This window comes from Bacteroidia bacterium (assembly GCA_033391075.1).
Taxonomy (GTDB): Bacteria; Bacteroidota; Bacteroidia; order J057; family J057; genus JAWPMV01.
The window spans coordinates 2,510,522-2,529,087 of the sequence record JAWPMV010000001.1 but is presented as its reverse complement, the minus strand read 5'-3'; the positions used below and the strand labels follow the sequence as shown (position 1 = coordinate 2,529,087).

Sequence of the window (18,566 nt, the reverse complement as noted above, 5' to 3'; positions counted from 1 at the left end):
TTTCCTAACTTCGCCAGCGAAATCAAAAACAAAGTCACTCGACATGCCAAATCTTGACGCAAAAAACTCAATCGCTTTAAGCCTGATCATCATAGGCCTATTTGTTACCCTTTGGGGAATGGGAATTGGAGGAGAAGTAATTGAACAGAACATTAATGGGTATGAAGTCTCCTTAAATAATATGGATTATTATCAGTGGAACTGGAGATCCTTTATGGGATTAGGAGCTTTCTTTACCGGCATTTTGCTTGCCCTTTTTCCAAGCCAAAAAACCATAGAAAAACATACAGGAAGATACAACTAATCGTATTTTACTGTTAAAATATTAACGGCAAAGACCTAATTTTTAGGCTTTGCCTTTTTTTGTACAGCATTCTTCACAAATACCTCTTTATCAGCTTCCTAGCTTGGTTTCTTAGCTGATTTTCCAGGCTTGTTTTTTGCCTAAAATCTCGCCTGATAAAAAATAATTTTATGGAATAAGTCCAGAGAACATATCCTATCCATAAACACGATAAGATATGAGTTCACTGAGCCTTACTTTGCCAAAAGTTCCCAACTTTCACTTGCTGAAAGATGCCCGGCATTTTCAGATTATATACCTGGGAGGATTTTTGCTTTATGGCATATTTGCTCTGGGTTGGCAGGCAAATCTGGCCGCCTATGCGCTGCTCATATCAGTCTCTCTTTTCACGCAATTTGTATTCCTCAAGAAGCATAAACTCAGCATGCAGGGACTCAAGAGTGCCATGATTACCGCTCTGGGTTTATGCCTTCTCTGCAAATCTTCTGATTTATGGGTATTGGGCCTGGCTGCTTTCATTGCCATCAGTTCCAAATTCTTGATTCGTTACAAGGATTCCCATCTGTTCAATCCCGCCAATATCGGCATCATTGGAGCGATCTTACTTACGGGGAAAGCCTGGGTTTCTCCCGGACAATGGGGCAGTGATGTTGTCCTTCTCTTTATGATGGGAGCAGCAGCCTTGATCGTCTTGCTCAAGGTCGGAAGAATAGATACAAGCCTGGGATTCCTATTCAGTTTTGGTGGACTCATATTTATCGAACAGGTGATCTATAAGGGTTGGCCTTTGGATCATTTTTTTCACAGCATGAGTAGCGGAACCCTCTTACTGTTCACCTTCTTCATGATCACCGACCCCAAAACAACTCCAAAGGCTCCCAAAGCCCGCATCATCTGGGCTGTAATCATCGGAGTTTTTACCTATATCCTCAGCAGCTGGTTTTACACTTTTGATGCGCCCATTTGGGCCCTCATTATCGTAAGTCCACTCACCGTTTTCCTCAATAAGAAATACGGAGGAAAGAGTTTTCACTGGATCAAACAATCGTCTAAATCATACAACAAATAATCATTAAGCATGCGTACAACCGTATTAACATCATTGTTCTTTTTTGCTCACGCAATACAAAGCTTCGCTTTCTGTGGCTTCTATGTAGCAAAAGCAGATGCAAAATTATTCAACAAGACTTCTCAGGTAATCATTGCCCGTGATGGAACACAAGTGGCCATTACCATGTCCAGCGACTTTGAAGGAGATGTAAAAGATTTCGCTATGGTAGTTCCAGTAGCTGAAGTTTTGCAGAGAAACCAAATCAGGATAAGCAAGCAAAGCATATTCGATATCCTCGATGCCTATAGCGGTCCAAGATTGGTAGAATATTATGATCCCAATCCCTGTCAGCGAGTGTATTATAATAAAAGTACAAGCATGGAAATGGCAGCTGCACCGGTTGAAGATATGGAAATGGAAATGATGATGGAAGAAGCTAAAGATGATGGAGTTACTATTCTGGAAACCTATACCATAGGGGAATATGACATCCTCATCCTTTCAGCAGAAGAATCTAATGGGCTGGAAAGATGGCTAACGAAAAATGGATACAAAATCCCTGAGAAAGCCGCTTCTGTTTTAGAACCCTACATCAAAAGCGACATGAAGTTTTTCGTGGTGAAAGTTAATCTGGAAAATTTTCAGAGCCAGGGATTAGAAAATCTTCGTCCCATTCAAATGACTTTCCGTTCAGAGAAATTCATGCTACCTATCCGTTTGGGTATGGCCAATGCCAATGGAGATCAAGACATGATTGTCTATTCTTTCTCCCAAAAAGGTCGGATTGAGTCCACCAATTACCGTACCCTTGAAATCCCCTCAAATATTGAAATTCCTTTGGCTATCCAACCCAAATTCGGCCCCTTTTATAAGTCACTTTTCGATAAAGCCTGGGCAGATGCTGGAAAGAATGCCCTGATGCTGGAATACGCCTGGGACCTAAGCTCCAGAAATTATGTAAAATGTGATCCCTGTGTAGGCACTCCTCCCCAATATGCAGATTTGAGAGAAGCAGGAGTCTTCTGGGTAAACAATCAAAGAACTGCGGGAAGCAATTATACCGGAGATGTATTTATGACGCGCCTGCATGTGAGATACAATCGCAAGACATTTCCTCAAGACCTGATGTTTCAGATAACGCCTAACAAAGAGAATTTCCAGGGACGCTACATCATGAGACATCCTGCCAAGGGAGATTTGAGCTGTAGTGCTGGTCAGAATTATCTACAAAATCTTCATGATCGCAGAGTTCAGGAAGTGAAAAACCTTGCTGATCTGACCAATTGGAGCATAGCAGAATATCAAGGCTATATTCGTGAGTATGATAAGATGATGAAAAATGGGAATAGCCCCTATCTCCAACCATTGCCCGAGAAAAAGAACAATGGAAAAGGCGGCTTCTTCTTCCTATTTGGCCCGGCTTCTCAAGGGGCCCTCTTCTGGGCACTCATTGTGCTTAGTATCCTGAGCATCCTGCTAACGGGAATTCTGATCAGGAATAGACAAAGAAATTTCCAACTAAGCTAAACATAATCGGGCAAGGGCGTCCTGTCCTTGCCCATTTTAATTTTACCTGACATGAAAAACATACTAGCGATTCTGCTGGTCCTATTTGGATTCCAGCACAGCCAGGCTTTTTGCGGATTTTACGTAGCAAAAGCTTCTCTGGATCTATTCAACCATGCCTCACAGGTCATACTGGTAAAGGATGGGAATAAGATGACAGTAACCATGTACAGCGATTTCCACGGAGATATCAAGGATTTCGCCATGGTAGTTCCCGTTCCGGAAGTGCTGCAAAAAGAGCAGATCAAAGTCATAGAGAAAGATATTTTCACCCGACTCAACGATTATACAGGTCCAAGATTGGTGAAGTACCATGACCCTAACTTCTATTGTCCCTTACCCAATGCAGAAAATGAAATAACCATAGTTGGGGAATCAATTAGAGAGCATAGACAACTGAGTATGGCCGTCACCAGTCTGGATGAAGTGGTAGTAGCAGGTAAAAGGAAAAAATATAAGGTCAAAGTTCAAAAAAAATACACCATCGGAGGATATGACATCCTCATACTTTCGGCTAAAAAATCAAAGGGCCTTGAAGAATGGCTAAAAGATCATGACTATCAAATTCCGAAAGGAGCCTCCGAGGTTTTGGAACCTTATATCAAAAGCGGAATGAAATTCTTTGTGGTAAAAGTCAATGAGAAAGCCTTCGAAAAGCAGCGGAATAAATACCTGCACCCTCTTCAAATCACTTATAATTCGGAGCGATTTATGCTTCCCATCCGACTAGGCATGGCCAATGCAAAAGGAGATCAGGATATGATCGTCTATGCTTTTTCCAAGAAGGGAAGAATCGAATGCACCAATTATCAGACCCATGAAATTCCCAGCAATATGGACGTCCCCTTAGCCGTAGCAGGATTATTCGACAATTTTTACAGCTCACTTTTCGATAAGTCCTGGGCAGAAAAAGGAAAAGACGGAGTCATGTTTGAATACGGATGGAACATTACAGGTAGCAATCCTGTCAAATGCGATCCTTGTCCTACTCCAGCCCTTACCTACCCTCAATTGGTAGATGCAGGAGTGGATTGGCTAAATAGCAGGAACAATTTCAATTATTCCGGAAAACTTTATATCAGCCGCATGCATGTGCGCTACAATCGAGAGACCTTCCCTCAGGATCTGACTTTCCAGGAAACCCCTAATTGGGAAAACTTTCAGGGAAGATATGTGCTCAGGTATCCGGGCAAATCTACGACTGGACTTTATAATTGCGATGCAGCACAGACCTACTTGAAAAGCTTAAGAAAAAGGAGAATAGAAGAAGTAAAATCTCTGGAATCCTTAACTGACTGGCCCGCTATCGGATATCAGGATTATATCGAAGAATATGATCATCACATCATAGATTGGGGCTATCTGGAGCCCTTACCAGAAAAAGAAGACAAAGGAGAATTTATCCTTCCCGTTCTTCCTAATTGGTTCAAATGGGTTCCTTATATTTTACTGGGACTGTTTGTGATGGTATTGATAGGATTAAGTTTACGAAAGCGAGAGAAACTCAAGCCACAAATCAGCTAAAGAAGACTTACATTTCAAGCATAATCGTGTCGTCCCGGTCTTTGAAAAAAGGTCGGGATTTTATTAAGCAAAACAAACTGTCATTGCGAGCTCAAGATTTGAGCGAAGCAATCCCCTTGAATCAAAAAATCTTATAGAGTCAAGGAGATTGCTTCGTCCTTAATAAGGACTCGCAATGACAGAGCTGTTTGGCTTAGACAGCAAGAATATTCCCCGCTTTTTACGTACTTGCGTCATGTCCAAAGAAGAAGCTGCCATTTCCCAATCCAAAGACTGGATCGAACAAGTCGTAATTGCTGAGCAATTCTGCCCTTTTGCCAAAGTACCTTTTGAGCAGGATAAAATACGTTATTGGGTGCTTAAAGGAATAGATCAGGAAGAGCATTTGGAAATACTTGTTAGAGAACTTGAGCATTTGGATCAACATGAAGAAATTGAGACCAGTCTTCTGATTTTTCCTCAGGCTTTGGAAGCATTTGAAGACTACCTCGATTTCCTGGCTATGGCTATGGAGCTTTCTGAAGAACAGGGATACGAGGGCGTCTTTCAAATCGCCAGCTTTCACCCTCACTATCAATTTGAAGGCGCTGAAAAATCAGATGCCTCCAATTACACCAACCGCTCCCCCTACCCTATGCTCCATCTCCTGAGAGAAGAAAGCGTCGAAAAAGCCATCCAATTGCACCCCAATACAGAGGCCATTCCCCAAAGAAATATCGAGCACGCACAGAAATTGGGAAGTGAGTATTTTGAAAAGATTCTTGAAGGCATTTCAATTTAACATAGCTTCCAAAGGAATCTATAGGTGTTGACGTCCATCAAAATTTGAGGTAATAAGTGGATTTTTGAGATGGATTTAGAATTTTGACAGTATTTGCTCCGTCTATTCCCCCAACATCTCTTCCCGCCTGAGCAGCATCCTAACCAAACCAATCGCAACAAAAATCACGAGGAATAAAGCTGGAAATCCTCCAAGATTCGAAGTCATCCGTATCCCATCCACTCCGGCAAAACTGATCATGATGTAAGAGACAATACCGATCATCAGTCCCCAGGCGATTTTGATCAATAAAGGTGCTTCAGGATTTTCGGGATTGATTCCTTTGGCACTTATCCCACTCATAGCAGAAGTATTGGAATCAGCAGCAGTTACATAAGAAATGAAAATGGTCAGCACGAAAAACATACTGATGATATTGCTTAAGGGGAGTTTAGAGAATAGTTCGAAGATCACATTTTGCTCTCCTTGTGCTTGCAAAATTTCATACAAGGGAAATTCAGTTCCCCCCAAATCAAGATTCATAGCCGCTCCGCTAAATATCACCATCCAGAAACCGCCGAATATGGATGGAAATACCAGATTGAAATGGATAAAATCTCTTACGGTATATCCTACTCCCAATCTCCCAAGGAATAAAGCTGTAATAGGCGTCCAGGCCATCCAATTCGCCCAATAAAATACCGTCCAACTATGGCTCCAGCTATCCGGAATATCAGAGCCTATACCTGTACTTCTTTGAAAGAAGTTCTGGAAATAATCCAATAAGCCGATCCCTCCAGTTTTCAACATATCCATGGTCGGACCAAAGATCAATACAAAGCCCGCTATCACAAAAAACGCGCGGATATTGATATCCGATAAAAGTCGAATTCCTTTCTGCAGTCCACTGGCAGCTGAAGCAATAAAAACACATACTATCGTCAAGGCAATTATGGCTGTCAGGAAGTTGCTTTCCGTTAGGCCAAATACTTTGTGTAAACCTCCGGATAGGGTCAGAATTCCCGTTCCCAAAGAAGCGGCCATTCCCGCTACCAAAGCAAAAAGACAAATAACATCTGTGGCAACTCCTATTCCTCCATAGGCCCGTTTGCCAATCAAGGGATACAACAAACTCGCCAGACTGAAAGGCTGCTTCATATTATAATAGGTCAGCGCAAAGAGAAGAGCCGCTGTGGTATAAATCCCATAAGGCGTAAATGTCCAATGCATAAACATGGTGGACATGGCAAACTCTTTGGCTTCAGCAGAAGCTGCTCCACCTCCCAGGGGAGGTTGATGCAAATGAAAGAGGGGTTCGGCACTTCCCCAAAAGAGGATACCCGTAGCAACAGTTGTGCACAAGGTAATAGCAAACCACTTCCATTTCGTTAAAATAGGCTTTGCATCCTTCCCTCCTATTCTGATTTTTGCCAGGGGAGAGAAATAGATAAAAATGAGAAGGAGTAAAAAGAGAAAGGTACTCCAGGAAAACAACCAGTCAAAGTGCTGTAATATCCAATTATTGATGCTTTTGGCACTTTCTAAAAATCCATCTTGATCGATGACACTATAGGCAGTAGCTATCAGCAGAAATATGAAAGGTGGGAAAAAGACTTCCTTTTTGAGCGAGTTTTTGAACGGCATAGCTCAAATTAGGGCTAATAGTCTTTATCCCAAAATCTGATGCCCATTTGGTAAGTATTTCAAATCCTCTATTCCTTGCACGCCATAGGTCTCAATCATCTCTTTCATAAAGAGCGAGAAGAAAGACTGATGAGCAATTCCTTCAAAAGGATCATCATGAAGTAAGCCCTTTTTGAAGCCATATTTTTCAAAGCCGTTCACAAATCTTTTATCCCGGGAAATGATGTGTATAGGCGAATGAAAAGTTGAATCTTTAGTCGTAATGGCTGGGGGTTGATGATCGCCAAAGAGCACCAATACTGTATTTTCCGGATCTTCTTGCTGAATAAATTGGAGAAAAATATCTAATTGATAATTGATCGAGTCTTTGTACTTTTCCAGTAATCCTGTTGAACCGGCTTCTGTTTCTTCATAGCTATGTTTATCCCGGTTTAACCTGCGCCAATCTTCTTCCACATTTTTCGGACTCAACCAGGAATAATGGGAATTATTGCTGATGAAAAACATAGACCAGGGATCGGTCTCTTCTTTTTGGATGCGGTCGAAAGCAAAGCGAAAACCATACTGATCCGGAGCAGAATCGCCCATAGAGCCGGTCCTTTTCCCCTGGTAATTGATGGCTTCATCATTGATGATTTCATCTGCGGCGAACATACGCTGGATTTGGTCCCAATTAATCCGACTCATATCATAGCCTCCCAATGGATTGACATAGTAATTGGCGTAACCTTTATCTTTCAAGACATGCAGAAGTGACTGATACTTCTCGAATACCGGATTGTTCATCAGGGATTCATAGATGGCAAATTCATTGATAAAAATCCCATATAAAAAAGAAGAATGGCTCAGCCAGCTACCTCCGGATATACGTGGAGCTTTGCTGAGAATGGTACTGCTATGCCATCCCGACTCTTCCAATAATTTCCCTTCCTCTATGAGTTTCGGCCCAAAGAATTCTCGCAGTTCCGGGAGTTCATGGATGATAGCACCATAAGACTCAAGAGATGCGATGATGATATTTGGTCTTTGATTGAGTTGAGAATCCTTATAAATGTTCAGGCTATTGAAAAACTCAGGCTTCCAGGCCTTCATTTTCGCCCGACTTTCTATACTTACTTTGATGTTTTTTATGAAATGGATCAAAGGAGCGACCATGAGTTTTTTGTGGATGATCACATATTTCTGCCTCATTCCCCTATACACATTATAGACTCCCAATATGCAAAGCAGTACTCCTGAAAAAGAAGAGAGTTCAATAGCCGATAAAAAGCCAGCTAAAGATTGACCTAACCAAAAGAAAAGAGCAAGTACAGCTATCAGTCCCAATATGCCTACAGCAAAAAGAAGCGGGAATCTCTGCGTAGCGATACTCCAACCTACTTTAGCAAATTGCAGATCATTGTATAGAACCGGAACGGTCTGATAGACATTGACCATTGCATAGTAATAGATCAGATAAAGGAAACTCATTGCAGAGACCAGGCCTAAGATTAGCCCCGGTATACTTTCCCCCAGAAAAGCAGAAACCAGCAGCATAAATGCAATAGCTGTAATCAGATCTCCATTGAGCTTGAAGGGGTCCTGATTTTCACGCACGAAAAAGTAATTGATCTTTTGTTTAAGGCTTTTCTGTCTAAACAACTTTCTAATCGGAAGTAAAGAAGAAGTCTTCAGATCAAAGAAGTATCCTGGCAAAAAAAGCAGGAGATTGATCAGAAAAAAGAAGGCCCAAAATGTCTGTACCTGATTCATGATGTTTCTAAAATGATCTATCTATGTTGGATAATCGTATAACTCCAGGATGTCTCCGTATTGTTCCATAAAAACTGCTTCAACTCTGGGGGTGAAATGTTCCTTCCATTGTTGAGGTTTAGGATTGCGAATGTGTTTGTCCTTACGCCCACCTGATTTGAATCGATACTTCTCTGCCAGATACTTAACTCGACTCAAAGTCAATCCATGAAATCCGTAATGCTCCATGATCTCTTCAAATACCGCTACCTCATTTCCCAGGATATCTTCGTATTTAAAGAGTTTCACCCGTTCGTCCTCCAGCCAGTTTCTCATGGATTCCAAATGGTATTTCCGCCATTCAATTTCTGCCAGAAGTCCTGTTTCCTTATCCAGACTTTCCAGATACTCGGCATAAGAAAGATCAGTCGGCTGCCCCTGAGGAACATTTCCATTGAGAGCTTCCCAATATTTTGGACTAGGGTTTTTCATTCTAAACCAGGGCTCTGCTCCTCTTTTGTGATAAAAATATCCAGAGACAATCAGGTCACGAGGATCACGAATGAAGCGCGAAATTCGAAAGTCTCCATCTATTCGTTCTGGCTCTATTCGAAAATTGTTGGTTGATAAAACCTTGTAGCGATGCAAGTTGTTATAAAAGACGCCTTCGATGCTTTCGAAATGCCGATAAGCTTCCTTTCCGGGTAGCCAATTGAAGACCTTGCGCATGATACGCATATAGTATTGGGTCAGGCATTTGTGATATGAAGCATGAATTCGGTACATCTACCAGGAAAATTATTTTTTTGGTAACCAAAAAGCGGAACGAGTATCCAAGTATATGGATGAGATCAAATACATATGGTTACAAATATAGTAGAACAACAAAGCGTAAGGGAATGGTTTAATAAAACCTACCAAAACAGAGGCCTTAGTTATCTAAGACCCAGGGAAGCCTATTATGTTTTCCTGGAGATTCTAAAAGTCAGAAAAGGAGCTTCCATCCTGGATGTGGCTTGTGGTCCCGGACAATTATTAAAGATTGCAAAGGAGTACGAACTGGACCTCCATGGAGTAGACATTTCGGACATAGGAATCCAGATGGCAAAAGAAGCTTTGCCGGATGCAGACCTGAGAGTTGCCAATGCCGAACAATTGCCTTTTGCCAATAACAGCTTTGAATATATTACTTGCATAGGTTCCCTGGAACGAATGCTTCAGCTCCAGAAGGTATTGCAAGAAATTCGAAGAGTAAGTAAAGCTGATGCCGAAGTTTGTTTTATGGTGAGAAATTCAAATCGCGCCAGTTGGAAGTTGGTGAAAGAGCATTTAGGCATTATCAACAAGAAAGGTCATCAAGGCGCCAACACCCTAGAGCAATGGCAGGAAATCTTCGAGGATGCAGGTTTCAAGCTCAAGGCGGTTTATCCGGATATATGGCCCTCTCGAAGATGGGCACATTGGTTCTCTCTGGGAGGCAGATTGTTTCCCGTTGATTATAAGAGAAAAGAGGAAGCTGATGATTCTATAAAATTTGCCTATGAATTCATTTTCCATTTAGGCCTTAGCTAGTCCAGAAATTTGAACCAGGTAAGCCAAATCTACGATCGACTCTTTGAGTTTGAGAAGGAAAAACGATCCGGAGAGGCATACCCTATTCATAAAAAACTGGACTTTCAGCAAATAAAAGGAGCTGAAGGCATGGATGATATTACCGAACTCATCTTCCAATTGCTACCATCAGCGGAAGCTTTGAAAATTCTGGATGCGGGATGCGGGGTTGGCTATAGTTTAATCCAAATCTGTTCCCAAAGTGGACATAGTGGATTAGGAATTAGCCTGAGTAAAAAAGAGTTAGAGAAGGCAAGAGAAAGTCGGGACAAAAAGAAGCTGGGCCACCAATTGCAGTTTAGGGAATTAAGTTTTGATGATGATTTGGGAGGTCCCTTCGATGCAATCTTTAGCATGGAATCCCTCAAACATGCTCCTTCCTGGAGAAATAGCTTTAAGAATCTGGCCGCCCATTTAAAAGTAGGTGGCAGTTTTTTTGTATTGGAAGATTATGCAGGGCCAAAGCTCCCGCCAAAGGTCGGAAGAAGGTTTCAGGAACTCTGGTCAGTACCAGAGCTTTATACTGAAAAAGAATTCCTCACAGCAAGCCAATCTAATCAACTCCATTTGATCAAAAGTTATGAGCTGGATCAGGCTTTACCCCAAAAATCTGCCTTCCTCAGTAAGTTTCTGGCCAGCATTTCCCGCCTATTGGCTTTCCTGAGTCGAAAAGAAAAATGGAAACATTTGATCCGAATTTATGAAGGAGGACTTTGGATGGATTATTTATATGCCAAAGGTCATTTTAGATATCGGCTATTTCAGTTTGAGAAACGGGACTGAATAGTTGATACCAGAAGGAAATCCCAAAAGAAATGACAATCAAAGCTCCACAAATTCTCAGTGGCCAACTATACAATTCAAAGGGTAGGATAAAAGGAAGCAAAAGAGCCACAAAAAAACAGCCTGCAATTATACTGGCATAGGAACGCTTGGGCTCTTTTTTAGGTTCGCCTGGCAGGACTTTCAGAAAAATCATATACAAATAGCGTAAATAAGCCGGAAATAATAACCAGGCTTCCAATAGGCCTTTTGCATACAGCAGGCTGGCAATGAGTGCTACAAAAAAGGCATCACTTTCCATGTCCAGGTACAATCCAAAATCACTGCTTTGCTCAAATCTTCTTGCCAAATATCCATCCAGGACATCCAGTAATACTGCCAGCGTAAAAATTGCAAATAGATAGGGATCCGGCCAGACTTGATAAGAATAGCCCCCAAAGCTAACCAGCAACAGTCGAAAAAAAGTTACCCAGTTTGCATAGCCTCCAAAAGGACTCAGGCCTTTTAGATAGTCGAGGTGTTGGCGGATATAGAAAATGAAAGACAGCAATGCCAGGCTGATCATTGGCCATAATATTCCATAAAAAAGAAAAAGACCAATCCCCAGCAGAAGCACATAAGTATGTCTTTCGCTCCATTTCAGGATGTGTTCAATCTTAATTCGAGTCATCTTAGAGCTTGATTTGGTATCTCAATCTTAATTCTTCTAAAGAATCTGCATAAAATTTCCTGAGCTTTTCTGAGACCTTCGGAGCAATCTCCTGAGTTTGTGCCTGATTATACCTTTCCCCCAGAGCTTCTCTGAAATTATATTCGGTCAATCCCAGGAATTCACAGACCTTCTCCATCTCATGCTGAGCCAGCCCAACTTCTTCAAAATCCAGCGTCCTTAGCAAAAGCAGCTTTTCTCGACCAAATACCTCTTCCCATTTCTGCAGATAAGTCGTGTATAAACCCTGATGCAGAATCCGGGTTTTCTTTCCTTGATGAAAAGCTTCGATTTCATCATCTATATATTCAGGCAAAGGTTTAAAATCATATCCCTGTCTTCCTTCCTGCTTAAAGCGCTGATACATGCGATAATGAGACACATATCTTTCAATGGGATCACGCATAAGCATGATCAATTTCAAATTCGGCAAAAGGAACTTGATGAGCCTTGGACTTGCCGCGAAAAAGGTCGTGGCCGTTGCTTCACCTGTAATATAGTTTTTTCCTGTTTCAGCAATTTTAACGAAATGTGAAGCATGCATTTTTTCGTCCTCTCCCAAATCTAACCAATCCGCCTTTATCTCTCCTTCAGCATTTTTCAAGGGAAACATTTTTTTGTAACGCCCATAGCTGAAAGGAATCTGATACCAGGGACGAAAGGAAAAATAATTGGGCTCTTTACTTTTGCAGGGCAACACCAGCGGATGGGCATTCAGATATCGGTACAATGAAGAAGTACCGCATTTTACGCCACCCATAATGATGAAAGAAGGATCGAGATGTTTTGCCATAAAAAGAAAAGAGATTTCAGAAATATTTCGCTTCCATTAGATGGTTGAAAATACAAAGCGTTGCATTGGCTTTATTTCTCCATCTCAAATTTATTTAATTTCGTTTGATGCATCCCTCAGGCAGACTCATACTTTTTGGAACACGAATCGGATTGAATTTTTCCGGTGGCAGCAATGCTACCGTCTTACTCTTTCAACATATAGTTCCATACTTCGATGAGGTATATATTGTTTGTCGGGAATTAGGAGCTTTGCCTTTTCGAAAGAATGTAAACCTGATTTATTGGGAAAATGAAAAGCAGGCCCAGCAGGAACTGCTCAAACTTTCCTCAGCTGACAGCATTTTTTATGGAGATTTCGTAGACGCAAAGCTTCTGGTCGATAGCCATCTCCCTTTCTTTTTCACCTACCATGACAATTGGCCGGAGCAACAAGACCTGGATGAAGCCTCTCAATTGATGGCGCAAGAAAGGATTGCTTCTTATCAAGAGATATTTTCAGCTGCTATCCAGGTTTTTTCGGTAAGCGAGTTTAAGCGAAGATTCATCCAAAAAGCTACGGCTCGACATGTATTGATCCGAAATGGAGCTTTTCATCCCATACATGCTTTTTCTCAAACAAAAAGAAAAGCAGGAAGCAATTTCAAGCTGCTCATGATGGGCAATCTCGACAAGCGCAAATATCACTATGCGATCGAATTGTTCCGAAAAATACCGGCAGCTTCAAATCTGGAAGTGCATATTTATGGACATAGTGTTGATCCAGAAATTGAAGCTGCTTTAGAAGAATTCCCCTTCGTTCAGCTCAAAGGTTTTCAGGCTGATATAGACTTGAGAAACTATCATCTCCTGCTTTCCTGCTCTTTCATCGAAAATCTCCCCATCTCTATGCTGGAAGCTTTACAAAATCACACCCCGGTTTTGAGTTATGAAGTAGGCGGCATTGCGGAAGTCGTAGATCATGGAAAAACGGGTATCTTGATCCCTCCTTTTGATGTGGACGAAATGCTGCAAGAATTATGGAAGATTAAAGCGGGCGAATATTCATTCTCATTTCATCCCTCCAGATACGAAGCATTTAATTGGGAAAAATCCGCAAAGTTGATGTTGAAGGAATTTCGAAAATATGTAGATGCCTAAAAGTCCCTTCATATCAAGTCTTGTACTAACCGCTTTGGGATTTATTCCTGCATTGGCTGGGATTTTTTTATTGCCTTTATACCTCAATCAACTTAGTAGTGAGGAATATGCAATTATGAATCTGGTCATAATTTTTGCCGGATTTGCTGCTATGCTCGGTAATTTAAAACTAGATGCCGCCATGCGGACTTTCTATTTTGACTATGAACAGGAGCCAGAAAAACTTAATAATTACCTGAGTCAGATATTTAGTTTTGGCTTGATCCTCCTCATCTTCTTTTTTGGATTGATGCTGATAATCGGTCCTTTCCTGTTTGGCTTCATTTTCCGTTCGGAAGCATTGAGTTTTTATCCATTTGGCTTCTATGCGCTTGCCGCAAGCTTCCTTTCCCTGGCCAAAAGTCCCTATATGATCTTCTTAAAAAATCAGATCAGGCTCAAGGAATTTGCCTTTTACAATCTGGGGGAATTTTCCTTAATCTTTGCCTTGCAAGCCTATTTCATTCTGGTTTTGGGAAAAGGAGTGGAAGGTGCTCTTTTGGGAAGTTTGATAGCACAGGCTTTCATTTTTCTTTTGTTTTTCCTATTAAATTTCAGGCTACTGAAGTGGAAAATCGAATTAGATTTCCTCAGACCTTCCTTAAGGTATTCTCTGGGAATCATTCCATTTATTCTCATGAACTGGATGATTATCCGGGGAGATCGCATCCTCTTCGAGCAATTCAGCGAACTTAAGGAAGTAGGTAAATATGCCTTGCTTATGGCGATCCTGGGTTTTTCGCGTATCCTTCTGAATGCCATGGATAATGCTATACGTCCATTTTTATTTAGCAGGTTAAAAGCGGGAGATGCGGAATCATTAAAAGAGGCCCATATTCTGCTTCGATATTATGTAGCTGTATCTTGTCTTTTTCTGTCTGCTATCCTTATGTTATCTGCCTTTCTTCCTCTATTGACAGATAAAACTGACTTCCTGGAGGTCATTCCTTATTTCAGCTGGGGTGCCCTGGCCCTTTTACCAGGAATTCTCATCCGGGTTTATAATCTTCAATTGGTATTTGTAAAAAAGGCCTATGAAATATCAAGTTTGGGATTTCTCAATTTGATAGTCCTCCTGGCAGGCTTTTATTTTTGGGTTCCGGCGCATGGAATAATGGGAGCCATCGCCTCAATCGCTGCGAGCAATTTACTTTCCCTCCTACTTTTTGCCTATCGAAGCAATGTCTACAGATCAGCAGATATTCCCGCTTTTCCTGCCCTCGATATTTTACTCATTAGTGGAGCTATCTTTTTGATAGCCAGCAGCTGGGAAGTCCTTGAGTGGAGATTCAGATCGCCCTTGCAATTTGCCCTCTTACTTAGCCTTATCCTTTTTCTTTTCAGAAAGCAATGGCGCATGCTATTTCAGATGAAAGAAGGTCTTCAAAAATCCTGATTTTTTCTGTAACCGAACATTTCCTCGCTTATCCAATGATTGTGAATTAAAAGATAAAAAGTCATGATCTCCTGGATGAAAGAAGAGCAAGTCTCTACTCTACGAAAACAAAGCGAAGCGATAATGCCGACTGATTGGGGAAAATTCAACATGATCAGTTATTCAACCCATCATGCTGATCGGATGCCTCACTTCGCCCTACTAAAAGAAAACACCTTGACCCATGCTCCCGTTTTGGTACGCATTCATTCTGAGTGCCTGACGGGAGATCTTTTTTCTTCTCACAGATGCGAATGTGGAGAACAGCTCAAGCGTTCAATGGAACTCATTTCCAAAGAAGGCGGAGTCCTGATTTACCTGCGACAGGAAGGACGGGGAATAGGTATCATCAATAAACTGCATGCCTATCAAAAACAAGATGAAGGCTACGACACGGTAGCTGCCAATCATGTTTTGGGATTTGAGAGTGATGCAAGAAGTTATGAAGCCGCTATTCGGATTTTATCTGATTTAGGACTTTATCAAATCAAACTCCTCACAAACAATCCCCTCAAAGTAGAAGCTTTCAATGATAGCCCCATCCGGATTGTTGAAAGAGTTCCCCTACTGATAAAACCAAAAGAAGAAAATCTGGATTATCTGAAAACCAAACAGGATTTGATGGGACATTACCTGGATTTATCGTAAACTTCAGATACCAAGCTTATGTCCCAGGCTTTATGGCATATCAATGCTTCACAATCAGAATTGCGTGAAGTAACTCTAACAGAAGATGATTCTGAACAGATTTTACTTGTTTCACGCTTTTCCCTGATTAGCCTGGGTACAGAAAAAACGGTAGCAAGTGCTTGTTGTGATGATCGCTTCCTGGACAAAATGGCTGTTCCGTATATGGAAGGTTGTTTTGAATTACCCGTGAAGTATGGATACAGCCTTATTGGAGCGAAAGCTGCTGATCCAGCTCAGTACTTTCATCTCATGCATCCCCATCAAAGTCAATGCCTGATTGATCCTGGCAAGCTAACCCCTATTCCGGAAAGCTTACCTGCAGATCGCGCATGCCTTATCTCCAATATGGAAACGGTGATCAATGCCCTCTGGGATGCTCGATTGAACGCAAATTCAAAAGTTCTGATTATGGGATTTGGAGCTATAGGTTCTTTATTAACAATCACCCTTAAACTGCATTTTGATCTGGAATTTGAAGTCTGGGATTTGGATGAATGGAAACAGGATAAAATACAGGGTATGGGCTTGAATCTATGGAAAGGCAAAGGAGATTTTGACTGTGTTTTTCATACCACTGCCAGCCAGGAAGGCCTTCAGCAAGCAATTGATGTATGTGGGATTGAAGGGAAAGTAATAGAATTGAGTTGGTATGGAAATAAAAAAGTCGAGCTAAGTCTGGGGGACTCTTTTCATTATGGTCGCAAATCCATCATTAGCTCTCAGGTTTCCCTGATTCCTACTCATATGCAGGAAGAATATAATTATGCTACAAGGAAAGACCTGGCGATTAATTACCTCAGGCATCCTGCATATGATGAACTCCTTTCACATAGAATTCCCTTTTCGGATAGTCCCCTCTTTTTTGAAAAACTTAGAAAATCAGCTATTGGCCCCGGCTTAAACTGGTTGATTGATTATCATTCATAAACTTTATGTTTCACGTCAAGATTCGAGATCATATTATGATCGCCCATTCATTGCCACATCCTTTTTTCGGCCCTGCACAAAATATGCACGGAGCAACCTATGTGGTAGATGTCCAATTTTCTTCAAAGGAATTAGATCCCCATAATGTAGTGATCGACATTGGTAAAGCACATGAAGTAGCTAAAGAGGTACTTGCTCCTCTATCCTATCAAAATCTTGATGAGCATCCGGAGATGCAGGGAAAACTGACTACTACAGAGTTTTTGGCCAAATACATTTTTGACAAAGTTGCGGCAAAGGTATCCGGTTTTTTCTCAGGAAAAATCTATGTTACACTGGGAGAATCCCATGTAGCCTGGGCGGGATATGAAGGAGAAGTTTAAAACAATTTCTTGAGTTCATTCTTGGTAACCTTGCCTAGGGTATTTCTTGGCAAGTCATCCTGAAAAATATATTTGCGGGGGATGCGGTATGCAGGCATCCGTTCTTTCAGCCAATTGCCCAGTTCATCTAGATCCGGTTTTTCCTCTTCGACGATGAGACTGGCGGCCACAATTTCTCCCCATTCTTCATCGGCTATTCCCACTACTCCACAATCTCTGATCAGGGGATGTTTGCGCAAAACTTCTTCGATCTCGAGGGCTGATATTTTGTAGCCTCCACTTTTGATGATATCTACAGAGTTTCTTCCCAAAATTCGGTAGCTCCCTGTATTGTAAATCGCCATATCTCCCGTTCGGAACCACCCATCCTGAGTAAATGCATGCTCTGAAGCTTCTGGTTTCTCCCAATATTCCAGAAAAATATTAGGTCCCTTCACCTGTATTTCGCCTTGTTCCCCATCAGCGATCAATCGATCCTCTTCATCCACCAATCTCAGCTCGACTCCCGGCAATGGAAGACCAATATGCCCGGCTCTTCTTTCACCCTTGTAGGAATTTGAAACTGCCATTCCTATTTCCGTCATTCCATATCTTTCCAATAAGGTTTGGCCACTAATGCTTCTCCATTTTTCCAGCACCGAAATAGGTAGAGCGGCAGAACCAGAAACCATTAAACGAAAAGCTTTCAAACTTTCAGAAATAGCTTGCTGCTGATCTTCTCCCAGGCCTTCCCAATAGGAAATCAGTTTGTAATAAATGGTCGGAACGGCCATGAAGAGATTGATATCTCCTTTGAGAAAAAGTTGGTATACCGCTTTCGCCTCAAATTTCGGCAAGAATTCAACTTTTGCACCTGACCATAAAGCACAAGCTACTACATTAATAATCCCATGCACATGATGTAGGGGCAGGATGCAAAGAATATGATCTGCTGAACTCCATTCCCAGGCTTTTACTAAGGTTGTAATTTGAGCCTGGATATTTGCATGAGTTGTAACTACTCCTTTGGGCAAATTGGTTGTCCCACTGGTGTAGAGAATCATGGCTCTTCGAGAAATATCAATTTCAGGAAAATCGATAGTTGTATTATGCCTAATCTCTTCTGTCCGAATTAACCGAATCTCATTTTTATTGGCATACTCGCCAAGCAGAGATTCGAATTCAGGTGCAAGGATAAGCATATCCGCCCGGCTGTTTTCTATCACATAGGTAAGGGAGGGCAAAGGATGTAGGGTGCAGAGAGGAACAGCTATACCTCCGGCCTGCCAAATTCCCCATTGAATCTTTACATAGTCGAAACCTGGAGGAACTAAAAATGCTACTCTTGACTCCTCCAGATCTTTTTTGCCTGCCAGTAGTTCATTCGCCACAGAAGCTGAGGCATCCAACAACTCCCTATAGGTGTAACTTCCCTTTGTATCTATAATGGCCGTAGCTGTGGGATGGCTATAGGCTCTTTGAATCAATTCCAACATCT

Annotated in this window: 18 protein-coding genes; 12 read left to right on the top strand and 6 right to left on the bottom strand. The window is 41.6% G+C overall.

From position 1 onward, the window contains the following. Positions 1–43: 43 nt before the first annotated feature. The 5 genes from R8P61_10260 to R8P61_10240 all read left to right on the top strand — a co-directional run bounded on the left by R8P61_10260 (position 44) and on the right by R8P61_10240 (position 5,226). The gene (locus R8P61_10260; protein MDW3647438.1) at positions 44–304 is read left to right on the top strand and encodes a hypothetical protein; all 261 of its coding nucleotides are present in this window, start codon (positions 44–46) and stop codon (positions 302–304) included. Between the two features lie 217 nt (positions 305–521). Beyond that, positions 522–1,373: an RnfABCDGE type electron transport complex subunit D gene (locus R8P61_10255; GenBank protein ID MDW3647437.1), complete on the top strand. Its 852-nt coding sequence runs from the start codon at positions 522–524 to the stop codon at positions 1,371–1,373. Between the two features lie 9 nt (positions 1,374–1,382). Next, the gene (locus tag R8P61_10250; protein MDW3647436.1) at positions 1,383–2,882 is read left to right on the top strand and encodes a DUF2330 domain-containing protein; all 1,500 of its coding nucleotides are present in this window, start codon (positions 1,383–1,385) and stop codon (positions 2,880–2,882) included. A 51-nt stretch (positions 2,883–2,933) separates the two neighbouring features. Then, positions 2,934–4,445 carry a DUF2330 domain-containing protein gene (locus R8P61_10245; protein MDW3647435.1) on the top strand — a complete coding sequence of 504 codons (1,512 nt, stop codon included), beginning with the start codon at positions 2,934–2,936 and terminating at the stop codon, positions 4,443–4,445. A 175-nt stretch (positions 4,446–4,620) separates the two neighbouring features. Next, the gene (locus R8P61_10240) at positions 4,621–5,226 is read left to right on the top strand and encodes a DUF1415 domain-containing protein (protein MDW3647434.1); all 606 of its coding nucleotides are present in this window, start codon (positions 4,621–4,623) and stop codon (positions 5,224–5,226) included. A 102-nt stretch (positions 5,227–5,328) separates the two neighbouring features. On the opposite strand, the gene R8P61_10235 is transcribed toward R8P61_10240, so the two are convergent. From R8P61_10235 to R8P61_10225, 3 genes are read right to left on the bottom strand one after another with little or no spacing between them, the layout of a single operon-like run. Then, on the bottom strand, positions 5,329–6,849 hold the full coding sequence (locus R8P61_10235) for a BCCT family transporter (GenBank protein MDW3647433.1): 1,521 nt from the start codon (positions 6,847–6,849) through the stop codon (positions 5,329–5,331). A gap of 24 nt (positions 6,850–6,873) precedes the next feature. Next, complete coding sequence (locus R8P61_10230) at positions 6,874–8,601, bottom strand: hypothetical protein (GenBank protein MDW3647432.1); 1,728 nt, start codon at positions 8,599–8,601, stop codon at positions 6,874–6,876. Positions 8,602–8,622: 21 nt separating this feature from the next. Then, on the bottom strand, positions 8,623–9,366 hold the full coding sequence (locus R8P61_10225) for a sulfotransferase domain-containing protein (GenBank protein ID MDW3647431.1): 744 nt from the start codon (positions 9,364–9,366) through the stop codon (positions 8,623–8,625). A gap of 75 nt (positions 9,367–9,441) precedes the next feature. Here R8P61_10225 and R8P61_10220 point away from each other — a divergent pair, with 75 nt between their 5' ends. After that, complete coding sequence (locus R8P61_10220) at positions 9,442–10,152, top strand: class I SAM-dependent methyltransferase (GenBank protein ID MDW3647430.1); 711 nt, start codon at positions 9,442–9,444, stop codon at positions 10,150–10,152. Between the two features lie 9 nt (positions 10,153–10,161). After that, positions 10,162–10,974, top strand: coding sequence for a class I SAM-dependent methyltransferase (locus R8P61_10215; GenBank protein ID MDW3647429.1), 813 nt, complete (start codon positions 10,162–10,164; stop codon positions 10,972–10,974). Here the strand turns inward: R8P61_10215 and R8P61_10210 are convergent. Together R8P61_10210 and R8P61_10205 are read right to left on the bottom strand one after the other, a co-directional pair. Then, positions 10,937–11,644 carry a CDP-alcohol phosphatidyltransferase family protein gene (locus R8P61_10210; protein ID MDW3647428.1) on the bottom strand — a complete coding sequence of 236 codons (708 nt, stop codon included), beginning with the start codon at positions 11,642–11,644 and terminating at the stop codon, positions 10,937–10,939. The two genes, R8P61_10215 and R8P61_10210, sit on opposite strands and share 38 nt — an antisense overlap. A gap of 1 nt (position 11,645) precedes the next feature. After that, positions 11,646–12,476 carry a sulfotransferase gene (locus R8P61_10205; GenBank protein ID MDW3647427.1) on the bottom strand — a complete coding sequence of 277 codons (831 nt, stop codon included), beginning with the start codon at positions 12,474–12,476 and terminating at the stop codon, positions 11,646–11,648. Between the two features lie 107 nt (positions 12,477–12,583). On the opposite strand from R8P61_10205, the gene R8P61_10200 reads away from it, so the two are divergent. From R8P61_10200 to R8P61_10180, 5 genes are all read left to right on the top strand, one after another. After that, positions 12,584–13,615: a glycosyltransferase family 4 protein gene (locus tag R8P61_10200; protein MDW3647426.1), complete on the top strand. Its 1,032-nt coding sequence runs from the start codon at positions 12,584–12,586 to the stop codon at positions 13,613–13,615. Beyond that, positions 13,608–15,050, top strand: a complete 1,443-nt coding sequence (locus tag R8P61_10195) for an oligosaccharide flippase family protein (protein MDW3647425.1) — start codon at positions 13,608–13,610, stop codon at positions 15,048–15,050. Before R8P61_10200 ends, R8P61_10195 begins: the two co-directional genes overlap by 8 nt. A 63-nt stretch (positions 15,051–15,113) precedes the next feature. Further along, on the top strand, positions 15,114–15,737 hold the full coding sequence (gene ribA, locus R8P61_10190; GenBank protein MDW3647424.1) for a GTP cyclohydrolase II: 624 nt from the start codon (positions 15,114–15,116) through the stop codon (positions 15,735–15,737). A gap of 18 nt (positions 15,738–15,755) precedes the next feature. Beyond that, positions 15,756–16,706: a zinc-binding alcohol dehydrogenase gene (locus R8P61_10185; protein ID MDW3647423.1), complete on the top strand. Its 951-nt coding sequence runs from the start codon at positions 15,756–15,758 to the stop codon at positions 16,704–16,706. Positions 16,707–16,711: 5 nt separating this feature from the next. Continuing rightward, complete coding sequence (locus R8P61_10180) at positions 16,712–17,089, top strand: 6-carboxytetrahydropterin synthase (protein MDW3647422.1); 378 nt, start codon at positions 16,712–16,714, stop codon at positions 17,087–17,089. Here R8P61_10180 and R8P61_10175 read toward each other — a convergent pair. Then, positions 17,086–18,564 (bottom strand): acyl-CoA synthetase, encoded by a 1,479-nt coding sequence (locus R8P61_10175; GenBank protein MDW3647421.1) that lies wholly within the window; start codon positions 18,562–18,564, stop codon positions 17,086–17,088. The two genes, R8P61_10180 and R8P61_10175, sit on opposite strands and share 4 nt — an antisense overlap. Between the last annotated feature and the right edge of the window lie 2 nt (positions 18,565–18,566).